General features: G+C 72.9%; 10 protein-coding genes and 1 pseudogene. 1 reads left to right on the top strand and 10 read right to left on the bottom strand.

Going from position 1 to position 19,003, the window contains the following annotated elements:
- Nucleotides 1–347 precede the first annotated feature (347 nt).
- The 10 genes from MXD62_RS14380 to MXD62_RS14335 all read right to left on the bottom strand — a co-directional run bounded on the left by MXD62_RS14380 (nucleotide 348) and on the right by MXD62_RS14335 (nucleotide 18,721).
- Complete coding sequence (locus tag MXD62_RS14380; protein ID WP_248829769.1) at nucleotides 348–2,126, bottom strand: hypothetical protein; 1,779 nt, start codon at nucleotides 2,124–2,126, stop codon at nucleotides 348–350.
- A gap of 106 nt (nucleotides 2,127–2,232) precedes the next feature.
- The gene (locus tag MXD62_RS14375) at nucleotides 2,233–3,378 is read right to left on the bottom strand and encodes an acetate/propionate family kinase (RefSeq protein ID WP_248829768.1); all 1,146 of its coding nucleotides are present in this window, start codon (nucleotides 3,376–3,378) and stop codon (nucleotides 2,233–2,235) included.
- Between the two features lie 193 nt (nucleotides 3,379–3,571).
- A complete protein-coding gene (locus MXD62_RS14370) occupies nucleotides 3,572–5,980 on the bottom strand; it encodes a phosphoketolase (protein WP_248829767.1) in 2,409 nt (802 codons plus the stop codon).
- Nucleotides 5,981–6,453: 473 nt separating this feature from the next.
- Entirely contained in the window at nucleotides 6,454–7,188 is a 735-nt protein-coding gene (gene thyX / locus MXD62_RS14365; protein ID WP_251081695.1) for an FAD-dependent thymidylate synthase, read from the bottom strand.
- A 696-nt stretch (nucleotides 7,189–7,884) separates the two neighbouring features.
- Nucleotides 7,885–9,204 (bottom strand): histidine--tRNA ligase, encoded by a 1,320-nt coding sequence (gene hisS, locus MXD62_RS14360; protein WP_248829796.1) that lies wholly within the window; start codon nucleotides 9,202–9,204, stop codon nucleotides 7,885–7,887.
- Between the two features lie 223 nt (nucleotides 9,205–9,427).
- Nucleotides 9,428–12,193 (bottom strand): hypothetical protein, encoded by a 2,766-nt coding sequence (locus MXD62_RS14355; protein WP_248829765.1) that lies wholly within the window; start codon nucleotides 12,191–12,193, stop codon nucleotides 9,428–9,430.
- Between the two features lie 81 nt (nucleotides 12,194–12,274).
- Nucleotides 12,275–14,176, bottom strand: coding sequence for an Hsp70 family protein (locus MXD62_RS14350; RefSeq protein WP_248829764.1), 1,902 nt, complete (start codon nucleotides 14,174–14,176; stop codon nucleotides 12,275–12,277).
- A 124-nt stretch (nucleotides 14,177–14,300) separates the two neighbouring features.
- On the bottom strand, nucleotides 14,301–15,044 hold the full coding sequence (gene dapB, locus MXD62_RS14345; RefSeq protein WP_248829763.1) for a 4-hydroxy-tetrahydrodipicolinate reductase: 744 nt from the start codon (nucleotides 15,042–15,044) through the stop codon (nucleotides 14,301–14,303).
- Between the two features lie 43 nt (nucleotides 15,045–15,087).
- Nucleotides 15,088–16,521, bottom strand: a complete 1,434-nt coding sequence (locus MXD62_RS14340) for a pitrilysin family protein (protein ID WP_248829762.1) — start codon at nucleotides 16,519–16,521, stop codon at nucleotides 15,088–15,090.
- Nucleotides 16,522–16,531: 10 nt separating this feature from the next.
- On the bottom strand, nucleotides 16,532–18,721 hold the full coding sequence (locus MXD62_RS14335) for a polyribonucleotide nucleotidyltransferase (RefSeq protein ID WP_248829761.1): 2,190 nt from the start codon (nucleotides 18,719–18,721) through the stop codon (nucleotides 16,532–16,534).
- Nucleotides 18,722–18,771: 50 nt separating this feature from the next.
- On the opposite strand from MXD62_RS14335, the pseudogene MXD62_RS14330 reads away from it, so the two are divergent.
- Nucleotides 18,772–19,003: pseudogene (locus tag MXD62_RS14330) on the top strand (hypothetical protein); the annotation flags it as partial.

Here is a 19,003-nt window from a genome sequence, read left to right as displayed (position 1 = left end):
CGCCTCACGCCGGGTCGGCCGCCGCACCGGCGGGCCGGGGCAGGAACCAGGAACTACTTCTGAGCGGCTTTCATGACCCGGATGCCACCCTCGCCGCGCCCGGGGAGGCGGCGGGAGGATGGCTCGTAGACCCTCGACGGGCACCGGCGACCATGTTTCGGTCGAGCCGCATCCACAGCTCACGACGACCGAGACGGACGAACGACAGCGGGCCGCCCACGCGAGCCGCGCCACAGGCGGCCGCGCCACCAGTGACGCCCGCGCCGTAGTTCTTCGGCATGCCCACCGCCCCGTCTCGCACGACAGTGTGTTCAGGGTACCGCCACAGCCGGTGCGGCGGTCGCCGTTCACCGGTGCGGACCAGCTCCTCCCACCTGCCACGTGCCCGGCTGGTCCGTCGCGGCCACCAATGCGGACAAGCTCACCGAACGCCCCGGTGGCACGGCCGGGACCAGCGCCCCTAGCTGGGACGACACTCCCGGAACCGACATGATCGACCCGCCCGGGTCCGCCGGCGGGGTGTGCCAGCCCAGGGCACGCAGCCCCGAAAGCACGGCCAGCGCCACCAGCAGCGCGAGCAGTGCCTGCTTGGCCGGGCCGAGCACCCAGGCCGCGAGGCTCGACCGCTCCCTGGTCAGCAGCAGGGTCGCGGCGAACGACGACGGCACCGCGACGACCGCGACCGCGTCGGCTCCGAGCTCGAACGGCAACGCCGACAAGGCCACGGTGAGGCACATCAGGACCAGGATCGCCAGCGTGACGCGGGCGACGTCCGGCGAGACGCTCAGACCCACCACCAGCTTCGCCCGCGCCGCCCGGCGCGCATCGGTGGTGTAGAACGCGTACACCTCACGGTTCTGGTGGACGTCCTCGACGTAGGTCCGGGCGATCCGGCGGTGCTCCAGGTCGACCGTGATCGGCGTGCTCAGCTCGATACTGGTGTCGTCGGTGCCCACGCTCACGTGGTAGCTGCCCGGGCCGCCCGGGTCGATGTCGACGAGGGCCACCGGCGCCAGCCACCGCTGCCGCAGAGTGAGAGACTCGTCACGGACGGGGCAACGCCGAGCCAGCACCGTCCGCCGCTCCTCGGACATCTTGATCAGGCAGGGGCGGTACGGGTCCAGGGTGACGGCGGCGAGCGCCTCCCAGCGCCGCCCGTACTCCGCCACCGTGCTCAGCACCGGCACCGCGGCCGGGCCCGCCAGGCTCAGCTCGTCGATCCAGGCGGTGAACTCCCGCAGGTAGTAACCGATGTGCGCGACCTCCAGCGGTGTGGGGACGTCCGGATCACGCCAGAGCTCGCCGGCGGCGAGCAGCATCGTGTCCGCACTGCTCAGCGGGTCGAAGGGCTCCGCCAGCGCCGAGCGCAGCAGAAGCTGGGCCGGCTCGAGCAGCGCCTGCCACGACCGCAGTGTCACATCCGGCACCGACAGATCCGCCTCGCGCGCGAGATAGGTCGCGACGGCCTCGAGCGAGAGCGGACGTCCCTTGCGGGGCACCAGCCCAGGCAGGTTGCCGGACAGCCGCCCCGGGCGGAACCTGGAGATCGCGTCCACGACACGGCGCGCCGGGCCGGGCAGCGGGCAGCCGATGGCGTCGGCGAGCAGCGCGATCAGGTTGCCCTGGATCGCGACGGACGTCCCGTACGGCATCAGGTGGGCGTCGGAGCCACTCGGACCGGCAAGATTGAATCCGACCAGGGCACGTTTGGGCAACGTGGAGATCGGCAGCAGCAGGCAGACCTCCGGCGGCAGCCGGCCGACGGTGTCGAGCCGCCCGGTACCCGGAACGATGCTGTTCAGCAGCCCGTCGAGCGGGCCCCAGTTCACCGAGCGGGTAAGCCGACAGCGGTTGGCACTGACGATCGTGAACTGGTCGACGACCCGCCGGCGCAGCCCCGCGTACTCGGCCGGGGGCGCGAGCAACATCGTGGTGACCTCGTCGACGTCGGTGAGGTCGAGCACCGGGGCGCTGTCGGCGTCATCCCGCCTGCTCCACCGGCGTAGCCGGCTGACGGCCCCCGAGCCGCCGGCACCGCCCGCACCTCCGGCTCCCCCGGCACCGCCTGAACCCCCTGAACCGCCTAAGCCACCGAATCCGCCGAAGCCGCCGCCCGAGCCCACCACTCAGCGGCCCCCGCTCCGGGAGCCGGGAGAAACACTCCGGAATGTGCCGATCACACCACGAGACCGTAGCAGCCCACAGTTTCACCTGGCCGGCGCCCCGAAGGGCTCAGGTCAGGGAGGCCAGGAGTTCGCGGGCGGCGCGGGCGATCTCGATGTCCTCGCGCGCTTCGATGATCAGGGTGCGCACAGGTGCGTCCGGTGCGCTGATGTCGAGGTCGCCGCCGGTGTAGGAGAGGTTGCGCTCCTCGTCGACCGCGACCCCGAGGAAGGCGAGGCCGGTGGCGGCCCCGGAACGTACCGGGCCGGCGTGCTCCCCGACGCCGCCGGTGAAGACGAGTGCGTCCAGGCCGCCGAGCGATGCCGTCATCGCGGCTGTCTCGGCTCGCAGTCGGTGCAGGTAGACGGCCATGCCGAGCGCCTCGGGGGTGCCCGCCCGGCGCGCGCCGGTCAGGATGGCCCGCATGTCCGCCGACCCGACCAGGCCGGTCATGCCGCTCTCGTGGAACAGCACGTCGGTGAGCTCCTGAGCGGTCATCCCCTGTTCGGTCTGCAGCCAGAGCAGGAGACCCGGGTCGACCGTGCCGGAGCGGGTGGCCATCACCAGGCCTTCCAGCGGGGTGAAGCCCATTGTGGTGTCGATGCTGACGCCGTCCCGCACGGCGGCCAGCGACGCGCCCGAGCCCAGGTGAGCGGTGACCATCCGGCGCGCTCCTGTCAGCTCGGCCGCCCGCCGGGCGGCGTAGGCGTGCGACAGGCCGTGGAACCCGTAGCGGCGGACGCCGTACTGCTCTCGCCACCGGGCCGGGACCGGGTAGGTGATGGCCTCGAGCGGCATCCGGGAGTGGAAGGCGGTGTCGAAGCAGGCCACGCGTGGGACACCGGGGAGCGCCTCCGACACGTCGGCCAGCGCCGCCAGCGCGGCCGGCTGGTGCAGCGGCGCCAGGGAGACGAGTTCCCGCAGGCGCCGTTCGACCTGCTCGTCGACGAGCACCGGGTCGGTGAAGGTCGACCCGCCGTGCACGACGCGATGTCCGGTGACGGTGACCTCGCCGGCGTGCGCGAGGGCGTCGACGGCCTGTTCCAGCTCCGCCGGGTCGGGCCGCCCCGCCACGGCGCGCAGGTCGTGTGCGGCCAGCACCCGGTCGTCCGAGCCGAGCAGGCGCAGCTTCACACTGGACGAGCCCGCGTTCACCACGAGCACGTTCACTGCCGCGACGGCGCCGGCCGGAGCCCGCGTCGGGACGTCCGCCACGTCTATCGGTCCTTCCCGGCGGGGTGGGCGCGTACCGCTCTCGGTCAGCATGCCCTCGGTCAGTGCGGTCGCGGCCAGCAAGGCCCCGGTCAGACGGTCGGGTCGGTCGGCCAGCAAGGCCCCGGTCAGACGGTCGGGTCGGTCGGCCAGCAAGGCCTCCAGTCAGACGGTCGGTCGGCCGGTAAAGCCTCTGTCAGTAAGGCCACGTCCAGTCACGGATGCGCGGGTCGTCCTCGCCATGGTCGCGGGTGTAGGCGCGGGCGGCGAGACGGGCGTCGATCATTCGCTGCCTGACGTGCGCCGCGCGGGCGCCGAGGCTGGCGACCCGGTCGATCACGTCCACGACCAGGTGGAAGCGGTCGAGGTTGTTCATCATGACCATGTCGAAGGGCGTGGTCGTCGTGCCCTCCTCGATGTAACCGCGGACGTGCAGGTTGCCGTGGTTCCGCCGCCGGTAGGTGAGGCGGTGGATCAGCCACGGGTAGCCGTGGTAGGCGAAGATGATCGGCCGGTCCTCGGTGAACAGCGCGTCGAAGCGCGCGTCGGACATGCCGTGCGGGTGCTCGGCCTCCGCCTGCAGGCACATCAGGTCGACGACGTTGACGACCCGCACCTTCAGCTCGGGGAAGTTCTGGCGCAGGATGTCGACCGCGGCCAGCGTCTCCAGGGTCGGGATGTCCCCGGCGCAGGCCATGACGACGTCGGGGGTGCCGTCGCCGTCCTCGGTGTGGTCGTTGCTCGCCCAGTCCCAGATACCCAGGCCGCGGGTGCAGTGCGCGATCGCGTCCGACATCGGCAGGTAGTTCAGTGCCGGCTGCTTGCCGGCGACGATGACGTTGATGTAATGCCGGCTGCGCAGGCAGTGGTCGGCCACCGAGAGCAGCGTGTTCGCGTCCGGCGGCAGGTAGACCCGGATGATCTCGGCTTTCTTGTTGACCACGTGGTCGATGAAGCCCGGGTCCTGGTGCGAGAAGCCGTTGTGGTCCTGGCGCCAGACATGGCTGGTGAGCAGGTAGTTCAGGGAGGCTATCGGCCGGCGCCAGGGAATGTGCCGGGTCGCCTTCAGCCATTTCGCGTGCTGGTTCACCATCGAGTCGACGATGTGGATGAACGCCTCATAGCACGAGAAGAAGCCGTGCCGGCCGGTGAGCAGGTAGCCCTCCAGCCAGCCCTGGCACAGGTGCTCGGAGAGCACCTCCATCACCCGGCCGTCCGGGGCGAGGTCCTCGTCGGTCGGCACCGTCTCGGCGTTCCAGGCCCGGGACGTGGTCTCGAACAACGCCCCGAGGCGGTTCGACGCGGTCTCGTCCGGGCCCATCACACGGAAGGTGTTCGGGTTCGAGCGCATGACGTCGCGCAGGAAGCCGCCGAGCACCCGCGTCGCCTCGTTGGAGCCCACTCCCGGCTGGGGAACGTCGACGGCGTAGTCGCGGAAGTCCGGCAACGTCAGGTCACGCAGCAGCTCACCGCCGTTGGCGTGCGGGTTGGCGCTCATCCGGCGGGTGCCGACGGGAGCCAGCGCCGCGAGCTCCGGGACCAGCCGCCCGTCGGCGTCGAACAACTCCCAGGGCCGGTAGCTGCGCAGCCACGACTCCAGCAGGGCGAGATGCTCGGGGTTGTTGTGCAGCTCGGCGATCGGCACCTGGTGCGAGCGCCAGTTCCCCTCGACCGGCCGGCCGTCGACCGTCGACGGACCCGTCCACCCCTTCGGCGTGCGCAGGACGATCATCGGCCACACCGGGCGGGACGAGTCGCCGCCGCGGCGGGCGCGGTCCTGAATGTCGAAGATCCGCGAGACAGCGGTGTCGAGCACCCGGGCGAACTGCTGGTGGACGTCGGCGGGGTCGTCGCCGGTGACGTGCAGCGGCTCGTAGCCGTAGCCGCGCATCAGCGCGTCGAGCTCCGACTCGGGGATGCGGGCGAGGATCGTCGGCTGAGCGATCTTGTATCCGTTGAGGTGCAGGATCGGCAGCACCGCGCCGTCGCGCACCGGGTCGAGGAACTTGTTGGAGTGCCAGCTCGCAGCCAGCGGGCCGGTCTCCGCCTCGCCGTCACCGACGACGGCGGCGACCACCAGGCCCGGATTGTCGAAGGCGGCGCCGTAGGCGTGGGTGAGCGCGTACCCCAGCTCACCGCCTTCATGAATGGAACCGGGCACCTCCGGCGCCACATGGCTGGGAATTCCCCCGGGGAACGAGAACTGCCGGAACAGCCGGCGCAGGCCCTCCCTGTCCTGGGTGATGGAGGGGTAGATCTCGCTGTACGTACCCTCGAGGTAGGTGTTGGCCACGATGCCCGGCCCGCCGTGGCCAGGGCCGATCACGTAGATCGCGTCGAGGTCGTTGCGGCGGATGACGCGGTTCATGTGGGCGTAGATGAGGTTGAGCCCGGGCGTGGTACCCCAGTGCCCGAGCAGCCGTGGCTTGATGTGCTCAGCCCGCAGCGGCTCGGTGAGCAACGGATTGTCGAGCAGGTAGATCTGCCCCACCGCGAGGTAGTTGGCGGCGCGCCAATAGGCGTCGATCAGTCGCAGCTCCTCGGTGGACAGCGGCCCCGTGCTCTGCACACCGGACTCCGCGCCGATCTCGGCGACGTTGATCATGCCCGCCCTCTCTGCTGGTCCCGCCTCGGCGCCGTTGCCTCGTCTGTACCGTGCCTCGCATGTGTCGTTACCGCGTGGGTGCCGTGCCGTGCCGGTATCGCTGCCGGCGGCCCCACCATCGTTCCCTCGACACCGGGCGGAACGCTGATCCGTTGTAAGGCTGGACCCGGTTAACTCCGCCCGGACAAAACCCGGGCGAACGTCGCGTGAACGCCGGGCCGGTGGTCCCTTGCGGGCGTCGACACGGCCCTGGCCTGACGGCCCTTTGGACGCGACGCGGTCGGGACGGCTTTCCCGACGGGCATCCCCGATCGGCATGGACGGACATGGGCGGCATGGTCCAGCGCGGACGGCGGGACGGGCTCCGGCTCGCCCGGAACGGACCCGCCCGGCCCGCTCGGAACGAGCCCGCCCCCGAAACGAGCCCGCCCGCACAGAACGGGCCCGCCCGGCTTCGTCAGCCCCGGCCTGGGTCAGCCCTCGCCGACCAGCGGGCTGGAAGCCACCTCCGTGCCGTCGTCGAGGGTGGTCACCCGGAAGTCCGCGAAGACGTTCGGTGCCACGTCCCGCAGGGCGCGCAGCGCGGCGATCGCCAGCCCACGGATCTCGACGTCGGCGTGCTCGCTGGCCCGCATCCCGATGAAGTGCCGCCAGGCACGGTAGTTGCCGGTGACGACGATCCTGGTCTCGGTGGCGTTCATCAGCACCGAACGGGCCGCCTGACGAGCCTGCTTGCGGCGCGAGGTCGGCGCGGACACCTCGGCGAAACGCTTCTCGAGACCCTCCAGCAGCCGCGCGTACGCGTCCATGGACGCGGCGGCCGCCTCGGTGAACAGGGCGTGCAGCTCGGGGTCGGAGGCGATCACCTCGGGCTCGACGACGGCCGCGTCGTGCTCGGGGACGTAGCGCTGGGAGAGCTGGCTGTAGGAGAAGTGCCGGTGCCGGACGAGCTCGTGGGTCAGGCTCCGGGAGACACCGGTGATGTACAGCGAGACCGTTCCGTGCTCGAGCACCGACAGGTGGCCGACGTCGAGGATGTGCCGCAGGTAGCCGGCGTTCGTCGCCGTCGCCGGGTTCGGCTTGTTCCAGCTCTGGTAGCAGGCGCGCCCGGCGAACTCCGCGAGCGCCTGGCCGCCCTCGGCGTCGGTGCTCCACGGGACGTCGTCCGGCGGAAGGAACTCCGTTCGGGCTATGACCTGGACCTTCATCCGGGCCGCCGCGGGGCCGGGGCTCAGCTCGTCGAGCTGCTCCGACCCGGCCGTCTCGTCGATCTCGTCAGGCACTCCGACCTCCACCACAGCGACCTTCACCGTCTCCACTCGTGGACGTCCGGCGCAGCCGGACCGCGTTCGCGCCAGGCCGTGCTCAAGCGCCGGCGGCGTCCAAACCACCCGGCGCGGGACACGAGCGGCTGCGCCCCACGGTATCGGCTCCACCCGCACCATCCGGATGCAGCATCGACGGAGCCACGACGAGAAACCAACCCACGCCCGCCGACCGGCATCGGCATGCACCGGACCGGTTACGTTCGAACCGCCCAACCGGCCCGTGTCGTCACCCACTTACCCGTCCGGTGACCCGTCCGGAACACAGCGGTGGCACTGGCGACGCACCGTGGTACACCGGATGTGGGCGCCTCGCCACAGGCGGCGAGGGGTCCGGTGCCCGCCCGAGTGGCGCGGTCCGGCCGGGGGTCTCCGCCCCCGTCAGCTCCCGGCCGGTCCCGCGCCGCGGCGGGCACCGTGTCTCCCACGCGGCCGCGACTGTCGACCGGCCCGTCTCCCGCGCCGCCGGCCGACGGCGCGGCCGCGTGGCGCTCGGCGCCTACCGTGAATCGCGCGAGGCCGTGCGGTGCCGTGTCGGCCGTGCGGTGCCGTGTCGGCCGTGCGGTGCCGTGTCGGGCGTCAGCCCGCGGGTGTCCACGCCGTCGGGTCGGCCGGGCCCTGGTCGCCGGTGGCCATGTCCTTCACCTCGTGCGGGCGGTCGTCGGCGAACGGCGGGAACCAGACGTGCCCGATGCCCTTGCGTGAGGCGTACCTGATCTGCTTCGCCAGCTTGTCGGCCTGGTGGTAGGTCTCCACGTTGAGGCCGCGGCCGCGCAGCAGCCGGGCGGTCGCGAACGCCTCGGCGCGGCGCTCGTCGCTCGGGATCACCATGAGCACCTGGGCCGGGCTGGACGGGCCCGCGCCGATGAGGCCGTCCGCGACGAGCTTGGCGAAGATGCGGGTGAGACCGATCGAGATCCCGACACCGGGGAGGTTGCGCCGGATGAAGGTGCCCGCGAGGTCGTCGTACCGGCCACCGGAGCAGATGCTGCCGTACCCGGGCGCATCGACGAATTTGGCCTCGTAGACGGTGCCGGTGTAGTAGTCCAGGCCGCGGGCGATCGACAGGTCGGCCACGACGGCGCCCGCCGGCAGGTCGGCCAGGTCGTCCAGCACCCGGGCCAGCTCGTCGAGCCCTTCCGTCAGGAGCTCGGACTTGACCCCGAGCCGGCCGATCTCGTCGATGACACCGGCGTCGGAGCCCCGGACCTGGGCCAGGTCGAGGCAGGCGCGCGCCTGCTCGGCCGTGAGCCCGACCGGCCCCGTCAGCAGCGCCTCGACCCCGCGCGCGCCAATCTTGTCGATCTTGTCCGCGGCGCGGATGACGGCGAGCGGGTCACCGATGCCGAGCCCCTCGTAGAACCCCTGCAGGATCTTGCGGTTGTTGATGTTCAACGTCCAGGACGGGACGGCGAGCGTCGTGAGGACCTCGTGCACGATCCGGGGCAGCTCGGCGTCGAAGTGCAGCGGGACGTTGTCGACGTTGATGACGTCGATGTCACACTGAGTGAACTCCCGGAACCGGCCCTCCTGCGGCCGCTCGCCCCGCCACACCCGCTGGATCTGGTAGCGCTTGAACGGGAAGACCAGGTCGTTGAAGTGGGCGGCGACGTACCGGGCGAACGGCACGGTCAGGTCGAAGTGCAGGCCGAGGCGCGCGCTGTCGTCGTCGTCCTCCGCCTGCAGGCGGCGCAGGGTGTAGACCTCCTGCGACGTCTCGCCCTTGGCCATCAGGGCCTCGAGAGCCTCCACCGACGGGGTCTCCACGGAGCAGAACCCGTACCGCTCGAAGGTGGCTCGGATGGTGTCGAGCCAGCGGAGCTCGACCATCCGGACGTCGGGAAGCCACTCGGGGAACCCGCTGACCGGTGTGGGACGGACTATCGGTGCGTCGGCCATGGCCGGGACAAACTCCTCGTTCTCGACACTGTTGCGTGCGCGCGCCTGGGCGAGGCGCACTCATCGGACCCTGAGAGCGCGGCGATCACCGATGTCGAGACAGGAGAAGCACGATCGAAACCATACAACGCCGCCCGCGGGTCCCTCCGGACGGCGAACGGTGCGGCCACCGGGTCGCACCGGCCGGTCCGGCTCCGACGCTCCCCCGGTGGCCGCGCGGCCTCTATGTGGTCCTCTCGGGCTTCTGGTTGCTCCCGGCGACGCCCGCGGCCGCCGCCCCGGCGCCCCCGTGCGGCTCCGGGCCGACCACCGTCAGCCCACCGGCGGGATCGACCAGGCACCGTCCGGCCGCCGTGCCCGCGACGACCAGCTCACCGCGGACCCGCACGCACACGAAGAGCGCGACATGCAGTGGACGGACTGCCGGCAGCAGGAAGCCACCGTCGATGTCATAGCGGGTGTTGGTCACCTTGCGCGTGGTGGAGCCGAGCTCCTGCGCGCCGGCCGGAGGCAGGTCCGCCCGCGCCGTGACCATCATCTCCGTGCAGCCGACCGGCCAGGTCCAGCACAGACGCCCGTCGACCATCCGCAGGTCGGGCACGGACCCCACGTCGTCGGCCGCGGTGTGCGGCCCCGGCGGCGGCACCACGAACAACGGCGGCCCGGACGGCGGCCCGGCCTCGACGCGCGCAGCGGCTTCGGTGTGCGCCCCGGGCTCGACGCGCCGCCCAGGCTCGACGTGCCCGCCGGATTCAGCGTGTGCGCCGGATGTGGCGGCCGCGGGTTCCGGCCGCGTGGCGGCGTCCCGCGCAGGCTCCGGCGCTCGGGCCGGCCCGGCACCCGGAGCGGCCGCGGGGCCGGGGACGGGCGTGGCAGTGGGAACGGGCGTGGGAGTGGGAACGAGGGTGGGAGTCGGGCTCGGCCAGCGGGCCGGGCGCGACCAGGCGCCGTCGATCCCGGCGATCACCTCGTACTCGGGGATCGACGCGCCGCGGAAGACACCGCCGTCCTCGATGGTGGTGGCCGAGGTGACCCCGACCGCGCGTGAGTTGCCGTCCGCGGTGATCCGGCGGATCCGGTAGCGGGCCTCGCCGGGGGTGGTCGTCGGCCGCCAGCTGATCACCACGGAGGCGCCGTCCCACCGGGCGGCCACGCCGCTCGGTGGCTCGACGACGCGCTCGGCCTCCGCGGTCCGGCCGGCCTCGACCCGCTGCCCGGACGGCTGACCCGCCGGCGGCCCGCCCGGCCGGTTGGAAGCCGGGAGCGGATCGGCACCGGATCCCACCGCTGCTGCCGCGTCCGAGGCCGCCGTCGCGGTCGACGCCGACGCCGACGCCGAGGGCTGCGGCTGATGGTCGCCGGATGAGGAGGTTCCCGCCAGCTCCTGTGCCTCGTCGTGGTCCGCGGCGAGGGCCAGGGCTTCGCGGGCGAGCCGGATCCGTTCCGGGCCGGACTGCGCCCGGGCCCGCCGGGCGAGGTCATCCGCCTGGGCGCACCGAGCCTGGGCCGCCGCGCGCACCTCGTCGAGGACGCGTCCGTCGGGGCCCGGCACGTCCGCGCCGAGGCGGGCCAGCTCGTCGGCGAGACGGACCACCGCGTGCTGGCGGTTGGCGGCGAGCTCCGCGACGATCGCGCGCCAGCGCTCGCCGGCTGCCCGGATGGCGCGCTCCACCTCGTCGCCGACCGCCCGGATCGGGGGCAACGTCTCCCCGGCGATCTCACGGGCGCGGGTGATCTCGTCGCTGGCGGCGATCGGGCGGCCGGCACGCAGCGCGGCCCGCGCCCGGGAGAGCGCGCTCTGCCAGTCGGCGGCACGCACCGGCTCCGGACGCACAGACTCAGGACGCCCGGTCTCAGGACGCACCGGCACCGGGTTGACCGGCGACGGGCCGCCCCGACCACCGCTCCCCCGACCACCGCTGCCCGGACCGTCACCCGCGTCGCCGTCGAAGGCCGCGCCCGTGGACGGCCCACCGGCGGGCGAGCCGGCCCCCGACCGCGGGGTGTGCGCCACGACCGGGGCGTCCACGCCGTGCTCGCGGGCGAGGTCGGCGACGACCGCGCGCGCCCGGCCGGGGTCGAGGCCCTCCGTCTCGGCCGCCGCGACAAGCTCGGCGGCGGCCGAGGGCAGCAGGCGGTCCTCGATGAGCACGGCGGTGGCGACCCGCGGGCGCAGCACAATCTTCACGGGTTCGACCAGCGCGTCCAGATACGCCTCGGGGTCGCCGTCGACGAGCAGGGCCCGCACGGCGGTCAGCAGGTCGTCCAGCAGGGCCCGCCGCCGGTCCGGCCGGCGCTCGCGGTTGCGGGCGGCGGCGGCGTCGCGGACGGCCCTGATCTCCTCCCGGCTGGCGCCCGGCGCGATCCCCAGCAGGTCGAACAGGCTCCGCTGCGGGGTCACGCCCGCGATCCGGCCAAGCTCGTCGAGGTCGGCTCGCACCTGGCGTATCACCTCGGCCGGGACGGGTCGGCGCGTCGACGTGGCGTCCGCCCGCTCGGGCGTGCCCGCGGGCAGCACCCGGTACCTGCGGGTGCGCAGCGCGAACGCGGCGTCGTCGACACCGTGCGCGGCGGCGAGGGCGCGCAGCCCGGCCAGCTTGTCCTCCGGGAGGCCGCCGAACCGGCTGACCAGCCGGCGGACGGCGGCGTCGAGCTCGGCGAGGCGCTCACCGTCGCGGGCCTCGCGCGCGACGCCGACCCGGGCGGCGAGCTCGGCGCGGGAGGCGGCGGTGGCCAGCGCCGCGGACAGCTCGTCGTGCAGGCCCAGCAACGCGATGATCACACCCCGGTAGCGGGGATGGTCCCGGCTGCGCTGCCAGAACGCCCAGACGGCGTCGACTCGCACCCGGACCTGCTCATCGCTGAGCCGCGGGACCTCCTCGATCGGGATGTCGTAGAGCTCGAAGGGGTCGCTCTGCTCGGCGCCGCCGCGGGCATGCACGGCCGCGAGCACGCGCCGCCGGTAGTCGTTCGAGTCGAAGGGCAGCACCGTGGACTCCCTTTCCGTGACGCTCTCCGGCCGTTCCGTCCGGCGCCGTCGCTGACCGGCACCACCAGCGCAGGGCGGCGGCTACGTCCAGCCGGGCGCGCCGGGCGAGCCGCCCAGCCCGCCGCGGTCGTCCCCGGGCCGGCCCTTGCGCAGCGGGTCTCCCCCGCCGCCCGCCCCGGACGGCCCGCCACCGGACGGGCCGTCGTCGGACGGCCCCGAGCCGGACGGCCCGGAGCCGAAAGGCCCCTCACCCCGCTCACGCCGCGCCCGAGCGACCTGCTCCCGTTCGCGGGCGACGTCGGCCTGGCTCAGCGCCGCCGAGGTCTCCACCCGGACGGTCAGCGGCCGGTCGGCGAGCCCCTCGTGTCGTGCCGTCACCTCGAGGATGCCGTCAAAGCCCATCCGGAACATGATTTCAATCTGGGTTCCGGCGGGATAGCCCGGTGGGATTCCGGTGATCTCCGCCTCGGCGATGACCTTGTTGTCCTCGACCCTCGGCGACTCGACCCCGCCGGCCTGCTCCACCACGTAGACGGTCACCGTGTCCTGATCGTCACGTACCGTCCCGAACGGACGGCGGACCGCGACCGGCAGCCGGTCGTTGCGGTGAACCAGGAAGACCGCGCCCTGGTCGCCGAACCGGTTCAGCGCGAGCACTCCGAAGCCACGGGAGACCACGTTGACGACCTGGACCTCGACCGTCCGCCGGACCCGCTCGGCGGACAGCCCGAGGGCGTCGGCCAGCCGCCGGCACGCGGCGTCAAGGTCCGCGGCGGCGGCGGTGTCGACGGCGGCGCCGTCCACGAGCTGGCCGCGGGTGACCAGATCGGCCGCGACCATCCGCTCCAGCGCCTTCTTCTCGCCGTAGATCGCGGCGCCGCGGGCGACGGCGAGATCCGGGTCGGTCAGCTCCACCGGGACGGACAGCTCCGCCGCCAGCCGCCGCGCCACCGCCGGCATCCGCGACGCCCCGCCGACGAGCAGCACCCGGTCGATCCCACGCACCCCGCGCTCCCGGGCCGCGTCGATCGCGGCCCGGGTCAGCGTGACGGTGCGGTCGAGCAGGCCGGCGGTAAGGCGCTCCAGCTCGTCGCGGGTGAGCGTGATGTCCAGCGACCTGCCGCTGTGGCTGACCGTCACCACCGTGGACGTCGCCTCGGTCAGCTCCAGGCGGGCGCGCTCGGCGGCGAGCTGCAGTTCCTGCGCCGCCTCGCCGTCGTCGAGCGGGTCGTCGGCCTCGGGATGGGCCTCGAGGAAGCGGTCGGAGAGGAACAGCACGATCTTCTCGTCCCAGTCGGCCCCGCCGAGCTGGTGATCACCATCAGTGGCGACGACGGACACCCTGCGGTCGGCCAGCTCGACGATGGTGACGTCGAACGTCCCGCCGCCGAGGTCGTAGACGAGCGCGACCTCCTCGGCGATCGTGCCCGGGCCCGTGAGCGTCCGGCGGCTGCCGACCTCGAAGCGGGCGAATCCGTAGGACAGCGCGGCGGCGGTGGGCTCGTTGATGACGTCCACGACATTCAGGCCGGCGTACTCGCCGGCGAGCACCGTGGCGCGCCGCTCCTCGTCACCGAAGTAGGCGGGGACGGTGATCACGACGTCCCGGACGGGCTCGCCGGTGGTCAGGCCGGCGTCCGAGACGAGCGCCTTGAGGATCAGCCCGCTCACCGCCGGGGCGGACCAGGCGGCGCCGTGCGTCACGAACCGCCAGTCGCCGTCACCCATCCGCCGTTTGACCAGGGCGCACACGTCGTCGGGACGGGCTCGCGCCAGACGGCGCGCGGTCTCGCCGGTGATGTAGTCGTCCTGGCCGACGAACAGGACGACGCTCGGCAGGGTCCGCGACCCGTCCATCAACGGGATGATCTCGGGGTCCCCGGCGCCGGAGACCCGCGCCAGGCAACTGAAAGTCGTCCCGAGATCGATGCCGAAGACCGTGCCGGTGTTCGGCCCCGCCCGCCCGCCCGCTTGTCGCACCACACCCGAAACCTATCCATCCGGGTAGCGCCGGACTGCTACCGGACCGGGTGACGGGTTGACGACACCGGTGTCCGGGAGGTGATCAGGCCCGGTTCGGGAGGTGGTCAGCCGAGGTCGAGCAACGTCAGCCGAGGTCGAGCAACGGCTCCAGGCCGACCGTCAGCCCCGGGCGGGCGGCCACCTCGCGCACCGCCAGCAGGACCCCGGGCATGAAGGACGCCCGATCCAGCGAGTCGTGACGGATCGTCAGCGTCTCGCCCGCCCCACCGAGCAGCACCTCCTGGTGGGCGACGAGCCCACCGAGGCGGACGGCGTGCACCGGTACACCCGAAACCCGCGCCCCGCGCGCCCCGTCCAGGGCGGAGGTGGTCGCGTCGGGACCGGCGGCGGGCAGCCCGGCCGCGGCGCGGGCCGCGGCGACCAGCTCGGCGGTGCGCCGCGCCGTGCCGCTCGGGGCGTCGGCCTTGCCCGGGTGGTGCAGTTCGACGATCTCCACCGACTCGAAGTACGGCGCCGCGCGGGCGGCGAACATCATCATCAGGACGGCGGCGATCCCGAAGTTGGGCGCCACCAGTACGCCCACCGACGGCTCGGCGGCAAGCCAGCCGCGCAGCGTCGCGAGGCGGGCGTCGTCGAACCCGGTCGTCCCGACGACCGCGTGGACGCGGTTCTCCACCGCCCAGCGCAGGTTGTCCATGACCGCGTCGGGATGGGTGAAGTCGACCACGACGTCGGCCTTCACCGCCGGTGAGCGGTCGTCGCCGGCGTCGACCTCGGCCACCAGCTCCAGGTCGGGCGCCGCGCGGACGGCGTCGCAGACGGTCGCGCCCATCCGGCCACGGGCTCCGAGCACCCCGACGCCGATCATCCCGTGCCCTCCACGTGTCCGGTACCGCCAGCGGCCGCGCGGGTCACCGCGCTACGGCCGCGCTGAAGTCGTGGTCCTCGAACGGGCCGATGACGCCGAGCGCCCATGGCTGGTCGACCAGCTCGCCGGCGACGGCCCGCACGTCGTCGAGTGTGACGGCCTCGACCCGGGCGAGCACCTCGTCGACCGAGAGCAGCTCGCCGTGGACCAGCTCGCTCTTGCCGAGCCGGCTCATCCGCGACCCGGTGTCCTCCAGGTTGAGCACCAGGCCGCCGCGGTTCTGGCCGCGGGCCCGCTCGAGCTCCTCGGCGGTGATGCCGTGCTCGGCGATCCGGTGCACCTGCTCGCGGCAGATCTCCAGCACCTCGTCGGCGCGCCCCGGGGTACAGCCCGCGTAGACGCCGAACAGCCCGGCGTCGGCGAACTGGTTGTCGAAGGAGTACACGGAGTAGGCCAGCCCGCGCTTCTCCCGCACCTCCTGGAACAGCCGCGAGCTCATCCCGCCACCGAGGGCCGTCGACAGCACGCCGAGCGCGTACCGGCGCGGGTCGTGCCGGGACAGGCCGGCCGTGCCGAGCACCACGTGGGCCTGCTCGGTCGGCCGGTTGGTGACGACGATGCCCGGCGGCGGCGGGAACGGGTACTCGCCGCGGCGCACCTCCTGGTGCCGGGCGGGCCCGGTGAGCCGGTCGGCGAACGCGGCCACCACCCGGTCCAGGGCGTGGTCGTGCTCGATGTTGCCGGCGATCGAGACGACCAGCGCGGGCGGGGCGTACCGCTCGCGGTAGTAGTCGAAGACCGTCTCCCGGCCGAGCGCCTCGATGGTGTCGACCGTGCCGAGCACCGGCCGGCCCAGGACGGAGGAGCCGAGGACGGCGTCGGCGAAGACGTCGTGCACGACGTCGCCGGGGTCGTCCTCGTGCATGGCGATCTCCTCGAGGATCACGCCCCGCTCGGCCTCGACGTCGTCCGCGGTCACCAGCGAGTTGGCGACCATGTCACAGACGACGTCGATGGCCAGGTCCATGTCCACGTCGAGCACCCGCGCGTAGTAGCAGGTGTACTCCTTGGCGGTGAAGGCGTTGAGATCACCGCCGACGGCCTCGATGGAGGCGCTGATCGACAGGGCGTCCCGGCTCGGGGTGCCCTTGAACAGCAGGTGCTCCAGGTAGTGCGAGCAGCCACCGGTGAGCGGCGTCTCGTCCCGCGAGCCGACGCCCACCCAGATCCCGATCGCCACCGACCGGACCCCGGGGACCTTCTCCGTGACGACCCGCAGGCCGCCCGGCAGCACCGTGCGGCGCACGGCCCCGGCGAGCAGGACCTCGGAACCGGGACCCGCCGCGAGGAGCTCGGCCACCCGGGCCGGGCGCGGGCCGGAGGCATGCTCCGGCCCGGCCAGGCCCGGGGTGTGGTCGTTCGGGGTGCGACCGTCCGAGGTGCGGTCGTCCGAGGTGGACAGATCCGTCTCCGTCACTGCGCTCCTGTCAGGATCCGGCGCTTACGGTGTCGATGGACTCCGCGCCCGGCGCGAGGCTGATCTTGCCGCGGGCGTCGATCTCGGTGATCTCCACCTGGAGCTTCTGGCCCACTGACAGCACGTCCTCGACCTTTTCGACGCGCTTGCCGCCGGCGAGCTGCTTGAGCTTGCTGACGTGCAGCAGGCCGTCCTTGCCGGGCGTCAGCGAGACGAAGGCGCCGAAGTTCGTGATCTTCACGATGGTACCGAGGTAGCGCTCGCCGACCTCGGGCATCTGCGGGTTCGCGATCGCGTTGATCGCGGAGCGGGCGGTCTCGGCCGCCGGCCCGTCGGCGGCACCGATGTAGATCGTGCCGTCGTCCTCGACGGTGATCTCCGCACCGGAGTCCGCCTGGATCTGGTTGATCATCTTGCCCTTGGGCCCGATGACCTCGCCGATCTTGTCGACGGGGATCTTCACGGAGATGACCCGCGGGGCGTGCGCGGACATCTCGTCCGGCCCGCCGATGGCCTCGGCCATTACCTCGAGGATCGTCAGCCGGGCCGCCCGCGCCTGCTGCAGCGCGCCGGCGAGCACCGACGCCGGGATGCCGTCGAGCTTGGTGTCCAGCTGCAGGGCGGTCACGAACTCCTGCGTGCCGGCAACCTTGAAGTCCATGTCGCCGTAGGCGTCCTCCGCCCCGAGGATGTCGGTCAGGGTGACGAAGGCGTCGCCCTCCCGGATCAGGCCCATCGCGATGCCCGCGACCGGGGCCTTCAGCGGCACACCGGCGTTCAGCAGCGACAGCGTGCTCGCGCAGACCGAGCCCATGCTCGTCGAGCCGTTGGAGCTCAGCGCCTCGGAGACCTGGCGGATCGCGTAGGGGAACTCCTCGCGGCTGGGCAGCACCGGCAGCAGCGCCCGCTCCGCGAGCGCGCCGTGGCCGATCTCGCGCCGCTTCGGCGAGCCCACCCGGCCGGTCTCACCGGTGGAGTACGGCGGGAAGTTGTAGTTGTGCATGTACCGCTTGGTGCGGTCCGGGTTGAGCGTGTCGACGGTCTGCTCCATCCGGAGCATCGCCAGCGTCGTGACGCCGAGGATCTGCGTCTCGCCCCGCTCGAACAGCGCCGAGCCGTGCACCCGCGGGATGTAGTCGACCTCGGCCGACAGCTCGCGGATCTCGGTCGTGGAACGCCCGTCGATGCGCACACCGTCGGTGACGATGCGCGAGCGGACCAGCTTCTTGGTCAGCGCCCGGTAGGCCGGGCTGATCTCCTTGTCGCGGCCCTCGAACTGGCCGGACACCTTCTCCACGGCCAGCGCCCGGACCCGCTCCAGCTCGGTCTCGCGCTCGGCCTTGCCGGCGATGCGCAGTGCCGCCGCAAGCTCCTCGCCGACCGCCGCCGTCAGGGTCTCCAGCACGTCGTCGTGGTAGTCGATGAACAGCGGGAACTCGCGCTGCGGCTTCGCCGCGCCCGCGGCCAGCTCGCTCTGCGCCCGGCACAGCTCGCGGATGGCCGGCTTGGCGGCCTCCAGGCCCGCGGCGACGACCTCCTCGGTCGGCGCCGGCGCGCCACCGGCCACCAGGGCCACCGTGCCCGGCGTCGCCTCCGCCTCGACCATCATGATCGCGACGTCGGAGCCGTCCTCGAGCACCCGGCCGGCCACGACCATGTCGAAGGTCGCCCGCTCCAGCTCGCTGTGCGTCGGGAAGGCGATCCAGTCGCCGTCGACGTAGCCGACCCGGGTGGCGCCGATCGGCCCGCTGAAGGGCAGCCCGGCCAGCATCGTCGACGCGCTCGCCGCGTTGATCGCGACCACGTCGTACAGGGTGTCGGGGTCGAGGGCGAGCACGGTCGCCACGACCTGGATCTCGTTGCGCAGCCCCTTGGCGAACGACGGTCGCAACGGCCGGTCGATGAGCCGGCAGGTGAGGATCGCGTCCTCACTGGGGCGGCCCTCGCGGCGGAAGAACGAGCCGGGGATCCGCCCGGCCGCGTACATCCGCTCCTCGACGTCCACCGTCAGGGGGAAGAAGTCCAGCTGCTCCTTCGGCGAGCGGCTGACCGTCGTCGCCGAGAGGACCATCGTGTCGCCGAGGTGGGCGACGACCGCGCCAGCGGCCTGCTTCGCCAGCCGACCGGTCTCGAAACGGACCGTGCGGGCCCCGGCCGGGGTCGTGATGACGGCCTCTGCCGCCTGTGTCGAGTCGTCCACTCGATACTCCATCCTCATCGTGGGCCGTGCCCGCGCCATGGAGGATGCCGGTGCTCAGTCGAAGTCTCCGGGGCGGCGCCGACGGCGCTCGTTCCGGCGGCCACGACCGAGGACCGGCGGCTCATGCCGCGCGGACCCGGCTGGGTCCTGCCGACCGCCCGCGGCCCCTGGGCCCCCCCCGCCCCTGCGGGGGGGGGGTGGGCCCCCACTACGTGGCGGGCACCTGCTTCTTCACCACCAAGGGCGACAACCGGGTCTGGGCCTACGACGCGGTCGGCGAGC

The organism is Frankia sp. Mgl5 (genome assembly GCF_023242985.1).
GTDB lineage: Bacteria > Actinomycetota > Actinomycetes > Frankiales > Frankiaceae > Parafrankia > Parafrankia soli.
This window is presented reverse-complemented; position numbering and strand designations above follow the sequence as displayed.

Excerpts from the sequence above, each read along its gene's own strand:
- hisS (WP_248829796.1), bottom strand. The coding sequence starts at position 9,204 with ATGGCCGACGCACCGATAGTCCGTCCCACACCGGTCAGCGGGTTCCCC.
- MXD62_RS14370 (WP_248829767.1), bottom strand. The coding sequence starts at position 5,980 with ATGATCAACGTCGCCGAGATCGGCGCGGAGTCCGGTGTGCAGAGCACG.
- thyX (WP_251081695.1), bottom strand. The coding sequence starts at position 7,188 with ATGAAGGTCCAGGTCATAGCCCGAACGGAGTTCCTTCCGCCGGACGAC.
- dapB (WP_248829763.1), bottom strand. The coding sequence starts at position 15,044 with ATGATCGGCGTCGGGGTGCTCGGAGCCCGTGGCCGGATGGGCGCGACC.